The sequence below is a fragment of the Thiothrix lacustris DSM 21227 genome, assembly GCF_000621325.1.
GTDB lineage: Bacteria > Pseudomonadota > Gammaproteobacteria > Thiotrichales > Thiotrichaceae > Thiothrix > Thiothrix lacustris.
Window position 1 is genome coordinate 80,292 of record NZ_KK211257.1, and the last position, 17,417, is coordinate 97,708.

Sequence of the window (17,417 nt, forward strand, 5' to 3'; positions counted from 1 at the left end):
AAGCCGGGTTCAGCCCGGCTTTTTTGTGTCTGAACGGTCTGTTTTATGTGACAATCGATCCCTATTAATAAAAATTGATCATGTTGTCTGCTGATAAAATGATAAGAACAGGGGTTTTCATGTCTCATCCTTCCATTGCGCTTGGGCTGCGTGTCCTATGGCTGTGCGTCTTTATGTTGCTTTCGCCGCTGGCGATGGCAGAAGCACAGCTCAATCTTGGGCCATTCGGGCCGAATAACGGTACTGTTGATGGTACTTCACCTTTTAATACCTTGAATACTTGTGCCGATGCTACTGCGCAAGGTGATCCGGGGGATGACTGTGGTGAAGCTAACTTGCAAGTGCGAAATCAGGATGTGGTAGCACATTCATGGTCAGTGACTGCGAATAATTATGCACCCGGTGCGGAAAACCTCAAAAACGTCATCTTAGAGCAGATTATTACGCCCGCTGATAGTGCGGTGATTGCATTTGAGCGTATTCCCGTGGTGTGTACCGTCATTGGCGGTGGTGGTGATTCCCCTGTATCTACTATCGTGAGCAACCCGGATGGTTCCAGCAAACTGATTTGCAACCTTGGCGAGTTCACTGAAGGCCAGCAAAAATCGTTTTCGGTTTATGTGAAAATTTCGGGTGAGTCCCCGAATGGTTCGAGCTATACCTCTGAGCAGCGTTTGTACTCACTGGATGCGGCAGGTGTAGAAAACGCCACGCCGGATGATAGTCCTAAAGTAGGGCCGATTATGATTTCGGCAGCGCCAGCTTACGATTTGATCCACTCCCTTTCCTCCGTGCAAGGCTTGTATAACCGTGACCCTGGCAAGCGCGATGTAGGGAATGGCTTGGAAATGGGTTATTACACGTACATGATGATCCGGGTGGCCGCAACCCGTAAAACCGGGGTGGAAGCCATTACCCAGCCGTTTTCGTTTAGTGACGTGATTACGGCGACTCATACCGATGGGGTGACGCCGTACCCGGAATTTGAATACTACATTACTCAGTGTATTCCACAGCCTTCTGGTTGGGGTGGTGAGGTTTGGGGTAATGAAACTATATACGCTGACCAACCACAGAATACGGCAGTTATTGATTCTGGTCTCTGCGAATACACGCGCAGCAATCCGGCTGACCCGACATCGAATTACAGTTTTAGCATTAAAAATGCGGATCTATCGGGTAATCGTTACCCAACCAAAACCGTTTATAGCGGATCTGACCTGAGTGCTGGCCCATATTATGTGATTAATCATCGTGTACAGGTCTGGATTCCGTTCCGTACCATTGACGCAGAAGATGGTGTCATGGGTAACAACAACGGGCAGGTAAAAGTGTCCAGCTTGTTTAGCGGCTTTGACCCTAATGGCGTATCGGGTACATCTAACTTTGGTGCATTGACCGAACCGGGATTTGACGGTGCGTTGATGGATGACAATACGCGCAGTAATAACCGTTTGGGGCCAACTGATTACCCGATTTTCCCGGCAGGCAGTTTCTGCGATTATATTTTTGATCGCGAAAATGGCAGTGGAGCCGCGTATACGTACCTGCCTACTCAGAGTGGTTGGCATTCCGGTGATGGTGCAGTAGAGCCGGGGCAAACTTTCCATAATATGCTTCATTACGGTAATAGCGGTTCAGTGAACTTGACCAACCCGGTTGCTTGTACAGCGTTTGATAATTCCACGCAGAAACCTATTACTCGTGACAAGATTGGTGCGCCAACGGATGGTGTCTATGCCTATGTAGGAACGTATGCCGGTGAAGGTTTTGATGCCAGTAAGTATATTGTCGAATACGGTCATACTGATGTGACGGGCGATGATATGTTGGATGGTGATCATAACGGCACGAAAGATTACGATCTTGCTAGTGGGCGTTATATCGGGGATTGGACAAAATCAGCCGCATTGCGTTGTGATGATGCAGTGCCTCCCGATGGTTGGTTTACAGATATTAATGCTGTGCCGGGTGGTGTTGATGCGGTCAATATGGTGCGTACCCGTCTTAAAGATCCCGTGGTAGATGCGCTTGAACCGGGGCAATATATTCGTTTCACTGTGCCCTTAGAGGCGCGTAATACCTTTAATGGTGGGCCACAAAATGGTCAGCAAGTGCCTATTGGTACAGTATTGGCCAGCTTTGGTTCGGTGAAATCGGACCAATGGGCGCAGACCTGGACGCCAGCTAACCCCCGTGATTACAAGCCGATGCCAGAAACAGGCAGTTGTGACGGCGACCGTGTAACCCTGAATCGTGTTTCCCTGCGGATTGACTCCGAATCCCTGACACCTGTTGCAGCTTCCGGCAAAACCGCCTCAACCTTGGCGGGGAACTCCATTGTCTGGAAGCTGAATACCTCTGCACAATCCCTTCAAAGTACGGCAGTGGCGGACAATGTGAAAATTGTCGATGTTATACCACCGACAGCTAGTTACAGCGCCAGTTGTACTTTGGAGCAAGCAGGCAATACGCCACCTGGTTTGATTGAATACAACACTGATAAGGATGGAAACGCCGCCGCTGGTTACACCCGTTTGACGTGGAGTCTGGGTAGTGTGACCGCGAACACCGAGATTGCGCCACGTATTTTCTGTACGGATACAGATCCCCTCGCACCAAATAACAGCAATGTGGTGAACTGGGCAACAATTCGGGCTGATAATGTGGCGTTCTCTGCTTCGCGCCAGCAGGATGAGCACACTATTACGCTAGAACAGTCCGGCTCGATCCAGTTGTCGAAGCAAGTGGATATGCCGCTGGATGATTTGAACGATGATCAGGTGTATACCATTTCCTGGGCGAACTTTGCTGCTTCGTTCACCATTAATTCACCCACTGTGATTGATGTACTGCCTTTTACCTCTGGTGGTGGGGATGGTTCAGCCTCCAAATCACCACGTACTCCGGCATCCGATTTTCACGGGAAACTGGTGTTGACCAGCAAACCGACGATTGCATGGTTGGATGGCACAATGCCTGGGGGGAGTGATCCTAACCCCGAACTGGGTATGTGGTATTACACCGCCGATGCACCTGAAACGGTGAATTATGATCCAGATAACAATACCTCTACATGGTGTACCGATGCGCAATTTGGCTCAGCGGGTTGCCCGGCTGATCTGTCCAAAACCACTGCGTTAAAGTTCGTGTCGAATTATGCGTTGGAACGTGACGGTAATCCGCGTCAGGGCATGAAATCGACCTTTACCTTGCAGGCAGGTGATACGGTTGATCCGAATTCGGTGCTTGCCAACAAGCCGGGTGATTTGTATACCAATCGCTTTACGATGGATTCTACCTCACTGCCGGGTGACCAATTTCTGCGCTCCAACAACGTTTCCGTGCAAGTGGCGGCTTACTCCATCGGTGACTTCGTGTTTGCCGACAATAACCAGAATGGCGTGTATGACGCTGGCATTGATGCGCCTGCGCCGGATGGTGTGACCATTGATTTGTATGACAGCGCCGACAAGAAAGTGGCGACGACAACGACCGGGACAGTCGGGGCCGGGCGCTTCCTGTTCGAGCCGCTGGCAGGTGGCAGCTATTATGTGAAAATTCCGGCTAGCCAGTTCCAAAGCGGGGGCAAGTTGTACGGTTGGCAGGCATCCGTCATTCCAGATGGAGCAACTGAAGCCAATGATAAAAATGAAACGGTTGACCAACACGGCTATGTGACCGGGACGTTGACCGCAAATGGTGTACGTACTGGTTTGATCGAGTTGACAGCTAATCCTCCGCTGCCGGGGGGAGTGCCGACAGGTAATGAGCCGACCGGTGATAATGCGGGTGGTATTACAGATCCGACAGGCGATGACTTTTCCAACCTGACGTTGGATATTGGTTTGATCCCGCCCCCTTCAAGCCTTGGTGATACCGTGTGGAACGATGTGAACCAGAACGGTGTACAGGATGTCGGTGAGCAAGGGCTTTCTAATGTGCTGGTTAAACTGCTGAATAAGGATGGCGTAGAACTGAAAACTACGCGTACTGATGCGGCTGGCAAGTACCAGTTCACTGGGCTAGCAGGTGGCAGTTACTACGTGGAAGTGGTGAAGCCTGCTGGTTATAGCAGTTCCGCGCAAGATCAAGGTGCCGATGATACCAGTGATAGTGATGTGGATGTGATCACAGGGCGCACCGCTTTGAGTGTCTTGGGTGTCGGTGTGAATAACCAAGATGTAGATGCTGGTTTATTCCGCGCTGCTAGCATTGGTGACCGTGTATGGCTTGATGCCAATGGTGACGGCAAGCAAGATGTGACTGAAACGAGCAATCTTGCCAACGTAACCATACTGTTGAAAGACAGCGCAGGGAATACCCTGAAAACCACTCAAACAGATGCGAATGGTGCGTATCTATTCAGCGGCTTGATGCCGGGTGTGTATAAGGTTGATATTGATACGGCAGATACTGATTTGGTGGGGTATACCTTAACCACTAATAATGACCCGCACAGCGTAACTCTGGCAGAAGGGCAGGCGTATGCGGATGCAGACTTCGGTTTTGTTAATTTTGCCAGTGTCGGGGACTTCGTTTGGGATGACTTGAATGGCAATGGGATTCAGGATGGCGATGAATTAGGCATTGCTGGTGTGACCGTGCGTTTGCTCGATAAAACGGGTGCAACTGTGATGGGGACGACCAGTACGGATGCTAATGGGAAATACCTGTTCTCCAACCTGACACCTGGCCAGTATGTGCTGGAATTCGCTAAACCCGAAGCCTACGCAGGTTTTGTCAGTGCCTCCAAAGGTACGGATACTGCCAAAGATTCCGATGCCAATGTGACGACTGGGCGCACGGCTGTGTTTACCTTGGCTGGCGGTACGAATCTGCGGGATCAGGATGCGGGTCTGTATAAAGCGGCGAGTCTGGGTGATTTGCTGTGGTTCGATGCCAATGGCAATGGGACACAGGATGCGTCTGAAACTGGGGTTGCCGGTGCTAGCGTAACTTTGACTGGTACTCGTGGTGATGGTGTTGCGATTGCTGCTGGTAATCAAGTGACCGATATCGCTGGAAACTACCGTTTCGATAACTTGTATCCGGGCAACTACACCGTGACCTTTAGCTTGCCAGCAGGCATGAGCTTTACCAGCCAAAACCAAGGTGCGGATGATGCTAAAGACAGCGATGTTGCCAGTGACGGCATTACCACGGCTACGCTGAAGTCCGGTGACAGCAACCTGACGCTGGATGCAGGCGTTCTGCCCGCTTCCGTGACAGGCCGTATTTGGATCGACAACAATACCCCGAATGCGACGGATGATGGCGTGGAAGATGGTGTCGTTGGGGTGACCATTAACCTGATCGATACCAAAACCGGTGATGTGGTGGCAACGACTACTACAGGCGCAGATGGTTTGTACAACTTCGTAGGCGTATTGCCGGGTAGCTATCAAGTACAAGTGCTGGAGCCTGCGAATATGGGCTTCGTCAAGCAAAATCAAGGCAGTGATGATACTAAAGACAGTGATGTAAACGTCGCCGATGGCAAAAGTCATGCGTTCACGGTTGCTTCTGGAGATGCAGTCAAAGACGTTGATGCTGGGATAGAACCGGGTGCATTGGGTGACCACGTTTGGTTGGATAGCAATGGTAATAAGCTGCAAGACAGTGGTGAGCCGGGTGTCGCGAACGTGGTGGTTAATGTGTTGGATGGTAGTGGTGCGATTGTTGCCACTCAAACCACCGATGCGACCGGTTTCTATAATTTTGCGGCGGTATTGCCCGGAAATTATACGGTACAGTTTGTACCGCCCGCAGGCATGACGCTAGTCACGGCGAATCAGGGAACGGATGATACGATTGATTCCGATCCGGGTGTGGATGGCAAGATTGCACTGACCGTGGTGTCTGGCGTGGGTAATCAAACCGTGGATGCGGGAATTGTGCCTGCCAAGCTGGGTGATTTCGTGTGGCTTGATCAGGACGGTGATGGCACACAAGGCGCGTCTGAACCTGCGGTGATGGGTGTGACCATCAACTTGTTGGATAAGGATGGTAAGCCGGTATTAGATGCGGGTGGCAATGCAGTCACCGCCGTGACCGATACGACAGGTAAGTATGAATTTACCGTGCTACCGGGTGAATACCGGGTGGGCTTTGTGCTGCCAACGGGGGCGGCGTTCACGAAGTTGGATCAAGGGGGTAATGATGCGGCAGATTCGGATGCAGATCTTACAACAGGTCTGACCTCGGCGCTGACCTTGGTGTCTGGCGATGTGAAAATGACGCAGGATGCAGGGCTGGCAGTATCGACGGTTTCCGGTTATGTACTAGAGGATAGTAATGCCAATGGTGCACAGGATTTAGGTGAGCCGGGTATTGCTGGCGTGAGCATTATGTTGAGTGGTGCGGATGTATTCGGTAATCCAGTGACGGCAACGACCACTACCAATGTGGATGGTTTTTACAATTTTAGTGTGCCACCCGGTACTTACACGTTGAGCGAAACCAATCCGGCGGATTATACCTCTAGTGCTAGTAGGGCGGGTTCTGTCTCGGGTGCTGTGGTAGTGGATGTCGATGCGGTTACGACGCCCGCACCCAGTGGCGTAGTCTCCAAGCATAATGATTTCCTCGATTACCGTTTGGGCAGTATTGCTGGGCAAGTGCGTGATGATGTGAACTATAACGGCGTGCTGGTCGATACAGAAAAAGGCATTGCTGGAATTACCATCACGTTGTTCACTGATCCGAATGGGGATGGTGATCCAGCCGATGGTGTCAGCGTGGCAACCGTAACGACCAATAGCCTAGGCAATTATCTGTTCAGCGACCTGAAACCAGCCAACTATGTGGTGGTGGAAACCGATTTCGCTGAATGGCAATCGACTGCGGATAGTCAGGGTGCAAACGATGGCCGTGTGCCGGTGGTATTGGCTTCAGCGCAAAATAGTACGGGCAATGATTTCTTGGATGCTAAACAAAAAGGTGGCCTCAGCGGAATTGTCTGGACAGACAGTAATACCGATGGTGTGCATGATACAGGCGAAAACCCTATTCCGGGTGCAACGGTTATTGTGCTGGATGCGAGTGGCAGCGTCGTCGCAACCTTGACGACGGATACAGATGGCGCTTATGAGGCTAACAGCCTGCCGCCGGGTACGTATACGGTGAAGGTTGATCCGGCAAGTTTGCCAGTTGGTATGCAGCAAACGGCTGATCCTGATGCCGTTAACGATCACCAAACGACAGTAACCATCATGCCGGGTGTTAGTACCACCGGGTTGGATTTCGGTTATGTTGGCAGTGTGATTCTGGGTGATCGTGTTTGGCATGATCTGAATGCGAACGGTGTACAAGATGCTGCTGAACCGGGTGTTGCAGGGGTGTTGGTCACGCTGTTCCGTGATAAGAATGGTGATGGTATTCCAACTGCTGATGAGCAATTGAAGACAGTGGTGACTGGCGATAATGGTGCTTATCAATTCAGTGAACTATTGCCACTGGATTATTTGGTGACGTTTAGTCAGCCTGCTGGTTATCTACGTAGTCTGGATAATCAAGGGGGCGATGATTCTTTGGATTCCGATGCGGATGCTAATGGATTAGTGGCAGTAAGCCTGAAAACTGGATCTAACCTGACCGTGGATGCGGGATTCTATCATCTGGGAAGTTTGGGTGATTATGTTTGGTTGGATGCCAATAGCAACGGGATACAAGACGGCAGTGAACTCCTGCTGGCCGGGGTGGATGTGCAGTTGCTGGATAGCGCGGGGGCGTTGCTGACAACGACCCTAACAGATGCTAACGGTCATTACGTGTTTAAGGATTTGCCACCGGCGACCTATACCGTCAAGTTTGTTGCGCCGACAGGCATGGCGTTTACCTCAGCTGATCAAGGTGATGATGCGCTTGACTCTGATGCTGATAGCAATGGTTTGGCCGTGATTACCCTGACGTCAGGGGCGGATATGCACACTGTGGATGCGGGGGTTCAACCTGCTTCTGTCTCAGGGCGTATCTGGATCGATAACAACACCCCGAATGCATTGGATGATGGTGTGGAAGGCGGGGTAGTCGGCGTGACAATTAATCTGGTCGATACGAAAACCGGCAATGTGGTGGCTACAACCACGACGGGAGCGGATGGTTTGTATGGCTTCACCGGTGTATTGCCGGGTAGCTATCAAGTACAAGTGTTAGAGCCTGCCAATATGGGTTTTGTTAAGCAAGATCAGGGCGGCGATGACACCAAGGATAGCGATGTAAACGTCACGGATGGCAAAAGTCACACGTTTGTGCTTGCCTCCGGGGATGCCGTAAAGCATGTGGATGCGGGGATCGAACCGGGTGCATTGGGTGATCGTGTCTGGCTGGATAGTAATGGCAATAAGTTGCAAGACAGCGGTGAGCCGGGTGTGGCAAATGTCACGGTTAATTTGTTGGATGGCAGTGGTGCAGTAATTGCCACCCAAACGACGGATGCGAGCGGTTTCTATAACTTCGCGGCAGTATTACCGGGTAATTACACTGTCCAGTTTGTTGCACCAGCAGGGATGACTTTGGTCACCGCCAATCAAGGCAGTGATGACACGATCGACTCTGATCCGGCTGCGGATGGCAACGTTGCGGTCACCGTGGTGTCTGGTGTCGGTAATCAGACGGTGGACGCGGGCATTGTGCCAGCCAAACTGGGTAATTACGTTTGGCAAGACTTGAATGGCGATGGCAAACAGGATGCGACTGAACTCGCGGTTGCAGGTGTTACCGTCAAGCTGTTGGATAAGGATGGCAAGCCCATCGCAGATTTGGGTGGTAATGCCATGACCACGACGACCGACAAGGATGGCAAGTACCAGTTCATCGTATTACCGGGTGAATACCGAGTAGGTTTTGAGTTGCCGGAGGGTGTGAAAGCGACCACAGTTGATCAAGGCGCTGATGATGCGGCGGATTCGGATGCTGACCCTGCAACCTTGATGACATCAGTGGTCACACTGGCATTGGGGGCGGAAGACATCACCCTCGATCTGGGTCTTGCACCTGCCAAGCTGACAGGTTACGTGATTGAAGACCTGAATGCCGATGGCAAGCTGGATGTGGGTGAAAGTAGTCTTGCGGGCGTAATCATTACTCTCAGTGGTACGGATAGCTTCGGTGCGCCGGTAACGGCGACGACGACGACGGATAAGGATGGCTTGTACAGCTTTACGGTTCCGGCGGGCACTTACACCCTGAAGGAAACCAATCCGTCGGATTACTTCTCCAGTGGCAGCCAGCCCGGTACAGCAGCCGGTGCGGCAGGGGTAAATGCAGATGAATTAACCACTCCGGCGGTAAGCGGCACAACGACTGAACACCATGACTTCCTCGATTACCGTTTAGGCAGTATTGCTGGGCAAGTGCGTGATGACGCAAACGATAATGCCACCTTAACGGATGAGGAAGCGGGTATTCCGGGCGTTACTGTTACCTTGTTGCTGGATGATGTTGAGGTGGCAAAAACCGCGACAGACAGCGAGGGTAAGTACCTATTCAGTAATCTGAAACCGGGTAATTACGTGGTGGTGGAAACCGATCTGTCGCTGTGGGATTCGACCGCCGATACACAAGCTGACAATGATAACCGCGTACCAGTGGTTTTGGCTTCAGCGCAACACAGCACGGGTAATGATTTCCTTGATACCAAGCAGCAAGGTAGCCTCAGTGGTGTGGTGTGGACAGATACCAATAGCGACGGGGTACACGATGCGGGTGAACCTGTGTTAGCAGGCATCAACGTAACCGTGCTGGATAACAGCGGTAATGTGGTGGCTACCCTGACGACAGATGCGCAAGGTACATACTTAGCGACAGGCTTGAAACCGGGTACGTATACCCTCAAAGTTGACGCTGCGAGCTTGCCTGCTGGATCACAACAAACCGGCGACCCTGATGGTGTGAAAGATCACCAAAGCAGTGCCACCGTGTTGCCTGCGAAGGAAACCAATGACGTGGACTTTGGTTACGTGACCTTGGTTTCGCTGGGTGACAAGGCATGGCATGACCTGAACGCCAATGGTTTGCAGGATGCGGATGAGCCGGGTCTGGCCGGGGTGATGGTTGCCTTGTACCGTGATACGAACGGTAATGGTCTTCCTGATGCGGATGAGCAAGTGAAAGCCATGCTGACTGACAGCAAGGGTGCTTACCTGTTCAGCAATCTGTTGCCAGTGGATTACCTCGTAACCTTCAGCCAGCCGGATGGTTATCAACGCAGCCCAGCGAAGCAAGGCAGCGATGCCGCGCTGGATTCGGATGCGGATGGCAATGGTCTGGTAGCGGTGCGCCTGAACAGCAACTTGAACACGGTGGATGCTGGTTTCTACAAACTGGGTAGCATCGGTGATTATGTCTGGTTGGATGCGAATACCAATGGTATGCAAGACGCGAATGAGCCTGCGATCACGGATATGACTGTCCAGTTGTTGGATAAGGCGGGTCTGTTGGTGGCGACTGCTACGACAGATGCAGCAGGTATGTATCAGTTTAAGGGGCTTGTGCCAGCGGATTACAGCATCAAGTTCATTGCACCGGAAGGTATTGTGTTTACCCAAGCTGATCACATAACGGATGATTCCTTGGATTCCGATGCCGACAGTACGGGGCTGGTGGCAGTGATGCTGGCTTCTGGTCAGGTGATTACCAGTGTGGATGCGGGGATTTTGCCTGCGGCGATCAGTGGGCGTATCTGGGTCGATCGTAATGGCAATGGTCTGGATGATTCCGCTACTACCTTGGAACCGGGTGTGCCGGGTGTGCGCGTCAACTTGCTGGATGCGAAAACCGGCGAAGTGGTGGCTACTACCACCACGAGTGCCGAGGGTCAGTACAACTTCACAGGTATCCTGCCGGGTGAATACCTGATTGAAACGGTGCAGCCTGCCAATATGGCGTTTGTTACACCGAATCAGGGGGACGACGACACGCTGGATTCTGATGTGCAGGTGGCGGATGGGCGTAGTGCGGTGTTTGTACTGCACTCTGCCGATAGCGTGGCGCATGTGGATGCGGGTATCCAACCGGGTGAACTGGGTGACCACGTTTGGCTGGATCAAAACAACAATGGTCTGCAAGACGCCGGTGAAGCGGGTGTCGGTGGTCTTACTGTCAATCTGCTGGATAGCAGTGGTAAGACAGTGACTACCCAGCTGACCGATGCGACTGGTTTCTATAACTTCACGGGGGTATTGCCGGGTAATTACACAGTGCAGTTTGTGTTGCCAGAAAAGGCACAATTCACCAGCACCAACCAAGGCGCGGATGATGAGCTGGATTCAGATGTGGATGCTGTGGGCAAAGTCGCGGTCACCGTCGTTTCCAATGTCGGTAATCAGACAGTCGATGCGGGTATCCAGCCTGCACTGATCAGCGGTACGGTGCTGAATGATGACAATGCCAACGGTGCGCAAAACGATGCTGACAAGCCGGTAGCGGGTGTGGTGGTGACACTGACCGGTACGGACTTATTTGGTAATCCTGTCACACTGGCAACCACGACGGATACGCAAGGTCAGTATAGCTTTGCTGTACCGCCGGGCACTTACAGCATCAAGGAAACCAATCCGGCTGATAGGGTGTCCACCGGTAGCGAAGCAGGTACGCAAGGCAGTACGGTTGTCGATGCGGATGAGATCAGTGTAGTTATGACCAGTGGTCAGGTATCTGCTCAGAACGATTTCCTCGATTACTTGCCAGCACGTCTGAATGGTCAGGTGCGTAACGATCTGAATGGTAATGGTGATCTGCTGGATGCAGAGGACGGTATTCCGGGTGTAACCGTGAGCCTGTGGCTGGATGACGTGCAAGTCGCCACCACTACTACGGATGCAAACGGCTATTACGTGTTCGAAAACCTGAAACCGGGTACTTACCGTGTGAAAGAAGCTGACCTTGAAACGTGGGTGTCGACGGCAGATGTGGAGGGCGCTAACAACAACCAAATTGCGGTGACCTTGCAATCTGGCGATGATAAAACCGCGCTGAACTTCTTTGATGCCAAGCCAGTAACCGTGTCGGGTCAAGTTCGACTGGATGAGAATCGTAATGGTGACTTGGCGGAAGATGAAACGGGTCTGCCGGGTGTGACGCTAACCTTGTTTACCGATCCGAACGGTGACGGTAATCCAGCCGATGGTAAGCCAGTGCAAATCGTGCAAACGGATGCGCAGGGCAACTATACCTTCGTAGACGTGCTGCCAGGTCAGTATGTGATCGTGGAAACGGACCCATCCAGCTACCAGTCGATGGCAGATGTGGATAGCTTGAATGACAACCAGATTACGCTCACCGTCTTCTCGGCGATACCTAACACAGGGAGTGATTTCCTTGATGCGAGCGCTTTGGGTTCTTTGGGGGATGTGGTATGGCTGGATCAGAATAACGATTCTCTGCAAGACGGTACGGAGCCACCTGTGGTGGGTGTACCCGTGGTGTTGTCTGGTACGGATAGTGAAGGTAAGCCTGTTAGCCTGACGACGATGACGGATGCTGCGGGTAAATACCTGTTCGACAAGCTGATGCCGGGCGTTTATACGCTTGAGTACCAGTTGCCGCTTGGGATGCGTTTGACCCTGCCAAATCAGGGGGGCAATGAGGGGCTGGATTCTGACCCTGACATAGTGGAGCGCACGGTGACGGTGACGCTGACTGCTGGGGAACACAATCTGGATGTGGATGCGGGGGTACGCCCAGCATCGGTCAATGGTTCGTTGTGGCAAGATACCAATGGTGATGGGAAGCATAACAATGGTGAGCCAGCGCTGCCGGGTGTGACGGTTACCCTGTTGAGTGACCCGAATGGCGATGGTGATTCGTCAGATGGTGTGCCGGTCGGTACAACGGTCACGAATCCTGAGGGTGCTTACAATTTTGCGGGGATGATGCCAGATCATTATGTCATCGTGGTGACGCCACCTGCTGATTACTTGCCAGTGCCTGCGAATCAGGGCGGTGATGATACGACTGATAGCGATATTCAGCCGAACCTAGGTTTGCCAGTCAATCTGGAGTCGGGTGATACCTTCTACATGGATGGTGGTTTCTACCAGTTGGGTAGCTTCGGCGACCGTATCTGGCTGGATCTGAACGGTAATGGTCAGCAGGATGCGAATGAGCCAGGTGTCCGTGATGTCACGCTGGTGTTGCTGGATGCCGCAGGCAAGCCTGTTATGAATCTGTTGAATCCGTCACAACCTTACCGCTTGGTATCGGATGTGAACGGTGAATACCGCTTCTCCAACTTGTTGCCGGGGCAATATCAGGTACAACTGGAAGGGCTAGACGGTTTCGTTCTGACTCAGACGGATGCGGGCACGGATGATGCGCTTGACAGCGATAGCAATGCTAACGGACGCATGGCTGCGACCGTCCTTTCCGGTGCGCATAACCCAGATGTGGATGCAGGTGTTTTACCTGCTAGCCTGATGGGACGGGTGTGGATTGATCATAACAGCAGTAATTCACTGGATGACGGTATGTATGCCGAACCGGGTGCTGTCGGGATTGTGGTCAATCTGCTGGATAAGGATGGCAAACGGGTGGCGACGACGACGACCGGAACGGATGGCCTTTACAGCTTCAGTGGTGTTTTGCCGGGACAGTATCAGGTTGAGATTATCACGCCGGATAACATGACCCTGACTGCTGCTAATGTCGGCGACGATGATACGCTGGATTCAGATGCTGATCCGGCAACGGGGCGCACAGAACTGTTTACCATGACTTCCAGCATGACGGTGAAGGACATTGATGCGGGCATTCTAGCTGGTGTACTCGGCGACCATGTGTGGGTTGATCTGAACGAAAATGGTTTGCAGGATGCAGGCGAGCCGGGTGTGACAGGCGTTGCCGTCAAGCTGATTGGCAGTAATGGCAAGGATGTTGCCACGACGATGACGGATGCTACCGGTTTCTACGTTTTCCGGGATGTTGTGCCGGGTACTTATACGGTGCAGTTCATGTTGGCAGATACCCTCAAGCTGACCGTGCAGAATCAAGGCGACGATGATGCTACAGATTCGGATGCTGACCCGGTAACAGGCAAGGCGACGGTACTGGTAGGTTCGGGTGAACTGGGTAATCAGACGGTGGATGCGGGGATCTTGCCTGCGAAACTGGGTGATTATGTTTGGCTGGATGCTAACCGTAACGGTGTGCAGGATGCTGATGAAAAGCCACTGGAAAAGGTGATTGTGTTGTTGCTGGATGCGCAAGGCGAACACGTCGCCACGACGCAGACCGATAAGGACGGTAAGTACCTGTTTACCGTGCCAGCGGGTCAGTACAGTGTGCAGGTGGTGTCGTTAGATAGCAGCTTTACTGCCGCGAACCAAGGCAAAGATGCCGCGTTGGATTCAGATGTGGATGTGACGGGGTCGTCACCCTTGATGACGCTTGCTTCAGGCAGTGTGGCGACTGGGCTGGATGTGGGGATTTTTCCTGCATCACTGAGCGGTAAAGTGGTCAACGATGCGTGGGCTAACGGGACACTGGAAACAACGGATGGCGGTATTGCCAACGTAACAGTGACCATTAGTGGTACGGATAGCTTCGGCAATCCATTGACTATGGTAACAACCACAGAGGCGAATGGCCGTTACCAGTTCATTCTGCCACCGGGAACTTATACTGTGACAGAAGGGCAGCCAGAGGGGTATGTCTCCACGGGCAGCATGGCAGATTCCAACGCAGGTACAGTCATCAGTCATGATGAAGTGAGTGTTGTGTTGGTCAGTCATGATCAGGTCGAAGGTGTTAACTTCCTCGACTATGATCCGGCGTCTTACGTGGTGCTGAGTGGTACGGTGCTGGATGACCATAACCACAACGCTCAGGCAGATGCGGCTGAAGCGGGTCTTCCAGGAGTCAGCGTGATCTTGTTCACGGATCCGAATGGCGATGGCGACCCGGCTGATGGTGCGGCGGTGCAAACTGTATTGACGGATAGCAGCGGTCATTTCACCTTCGATGGTGTGCCAGCAGGACAATACGTGGTCGTAGAAAAAGATCCGCCTAACTACGAGTCAATGGCTGATAATGGCGGGGAAAATGATAACCGTGTGCCTGTCACCTTGGTTTCTGGTCAAGTGGCTACCAAACCTTTGTTCCTTGATGCTGAGCCGCAAGGCAGTATCAGTGGCTATGTGCTGCTGGATAGTGATAAAAATGGCAGTCTTCAGGATGCAGATAATGGTCTGGAAGGCGTTAATGTCATGTTGTTCACGGATCCGAATGGCGATGGTAATCCAGATGATGGTGAGCGCATGGATGCTGTCTTGACCGATGCAACCGGGCATTACGTGTTCGTCAATGTTGTGACGGGTAACTGGGTCGTCGTGGCCGTTGATAAGCCGGGTTATGTTTCCACCGCTGATGTGGTGTCGGATAACGATAATCGCATTCCGGTGGTTGTAGCAGCCGTGAATGGTGCGACGCAGTGCCGTTTACCGGATGCTACGGCAAGCTGTACGGGTCTCAACTTCTTGGATGCTCAGCTTGATAGCCGTGTGCAGTTATTGAAAACCGCTTATCAAGGCCATGACGGTGGTGCGAAGTGCGGGACGGATGTTGCTAAGCCAGAGCTAACCTTGGTTGATCTCGATAAGAACAAGCGTGAAAACGTGACGTACTGTTTCGAGGTGACGAACACGGGCGACAACTGGCTGACACAAGTGGCTGTAGTCGATGAAACCCTTAGCCTGACGGCTGACAAGCTGACGCCGGTGGGTACAGTGCCTGCTATCCTTGCCCCGCAAAGTAAGGATGCCAATGCTCGTATCCGTTACTACTACGAGGATGAAATCACTGCCGGTATCGTCAATAAGGCCAGCGTTACTGCCCGGCCGGTATTGGAAGATGGCACGCTGTTGGATGGCGTCCTTGATGCTACCAGCAACAGTTCGGTGAATGTACGCTTCGTGTTTGACCCGCCAACAGCCATCAAAACGGTGACCTCTTCTGGTGATGAGGTGATGTTGTGGCAAATGGTCTGGATCAACAGTAGTAGCGACAACGTCGCCGGGGTGGAAATCTATGATGGTGTGCCAGAGGGTACGCACTATGCAGCGATGCAAGCAGGTGCGAATGTCAGCCCTGATGGGGTTTACTGTGAAGCACGGGGTGCGTCAACCACGGCCGTTTGCCGCTACGAAGCACCGAGTCAGGACTTCCCTCGCGGTCGAGTATTCTGGTCAGGTACGATTGGCGCTGATATCGGCAATAGCACAGAGCAGAGTGCGGTTAATGAGGTGGTGATTCGCTTCTATAGTGCTCTCGACAAGGTGGGTGAGCAGCAGACGATTACCAATCAGGCACATTCAAGCTGGGATTTGAATGGAGACGGTAAGCCAGAGTACGCGGATATTCTGACGGATAATGGTAAGACTGATGCATCAGGTGACAGTACTAGTATCTCACTAGGCTCACCCTCACAAATCCCTACCTTGGGTGAATGGGCACTGTGGTTACTGAGCTTCCTGATGGTGTTGGTAGCCTTTGGCTACCGGCGCAAGGGGGGCGGGTATCGTTAAGTTAGTGATGATTGGCTGAAAATAAAAAGGGGCGGAATATTCCGCCCCTTTTTTTGTGTTTAGCAATATGGTTGTTTAAAAGATCAAATGCTCCACAATGCAACAAAGCTTACCAACCCGATAGCCAGAATGCTGTAAAGCTCAATTGCCCGTCCTCTACCCACAGGCAATAAGGCAGAACGTGCCCCGGTTTTCGTTTCTACAAAGCGAATATTATCCAGATCGTCCAGCAATAAATGCAGCAAGTAACTGGCGCTGGATGCCAAAAAGGCGGGTAATGCTGCTGCCGAGCCTACGGTCAAATAAGCAACCCACGCCACGCCTAATGATAAGCAGACTGCCGCAATCACAGAATGCGTATGCCCACCCCGTTTCGTTATTTGGCCCAATACTTCCCAAAAGCGCGTCACCATGAACAAGGCGACTGGGATAGCCAGTAACAAATCGGTTGGACGGTAAATAAACTGGATCACAGGAACGAGCACGGCAGCAAGGCGGCTAAGGCGCTGTACCATACGAAAACTGCTAGAACGGGTGTTGTCAATATCGGGCAATAAACCGCCGACATAACCGCTTAATGCGGTCACACCGATCACGTCCAAGCCCAAATCTGGTGCGATGATAGATGAGATAGCGGCTGCACCAACGCCGGTTGCCACTGCTGCCAGATGGTACGTACTGCACTCTGCCATGATATTTGCCCTTATTAATCGTATTTTTTGATTTGCTCAATGCTTCACACTTGTCCCCACAGTTATGAAGTCATCTATTACTTAGAAAGATGAGGCCGGATAAGTTCCGGCCATCTTTATCCCCTTTATTTATTTAATGTGCTGTCTGCGGGGAGCAGAGGCACTTGTTTCTCCTAGCGATTGATTCTTGAGCATAATGAGC

2 protein-coding genes are annotated in these 17,417 nt (G+C 52.1%); one reads left to right on the forward strand and one right to left on the reverse strand.

Annotated elements, in window-relative coordinates:
- The first annotated feature begins 119 nt into the window (after positions 1-119).
- Positions 120-16,523, forward strand: coding sequence for an IPTL-CTERM sorting domain-containing protein (locus Q394_RS22540; RefSeq protein ID WP_038141918.1), 16,404 nt, complete (start codon positions 120-122; stop codon positions 16,521-16,523).
- Positions 16,524-16,606: 83 nt separating this feature from the next.
- Here the strand turns inward: Q394_RS22540 and Q394_RS0117125 are convergent, their stop codons facing one another.
- Positions 16,607-17,215: a metal-dependent hydrolase gene (locus tag Q394_RS0117125; protein WP_028490320.1), complete on the reverse strand. Its 609-nt coding sequence runs from the start codon at positions 17,213-17,215 to the stop codon at positions 16,607-16,609.
- Positions 17,216-17,417 lie beyond the last annotated feature (202 nt).

What these genes read in the sequence shown, in the direction of transcription:
- Q394_RS0117125 (WP_028490320.1), bottom strand. Translation starts at nt 17,215, where the DNA reads ATGGCAGAGTGCAGTACGTACCATCTGGCAGCAGTGGCAACCGGCGTT.
- Q394_RS22540 (WP_038141918.1), top strand. Translation starts at nt 120, where the DNA reads ATGTCTCATCCTTCCATTGCGCTTGGGCTGCGTGTCCTATGGCTGTGC.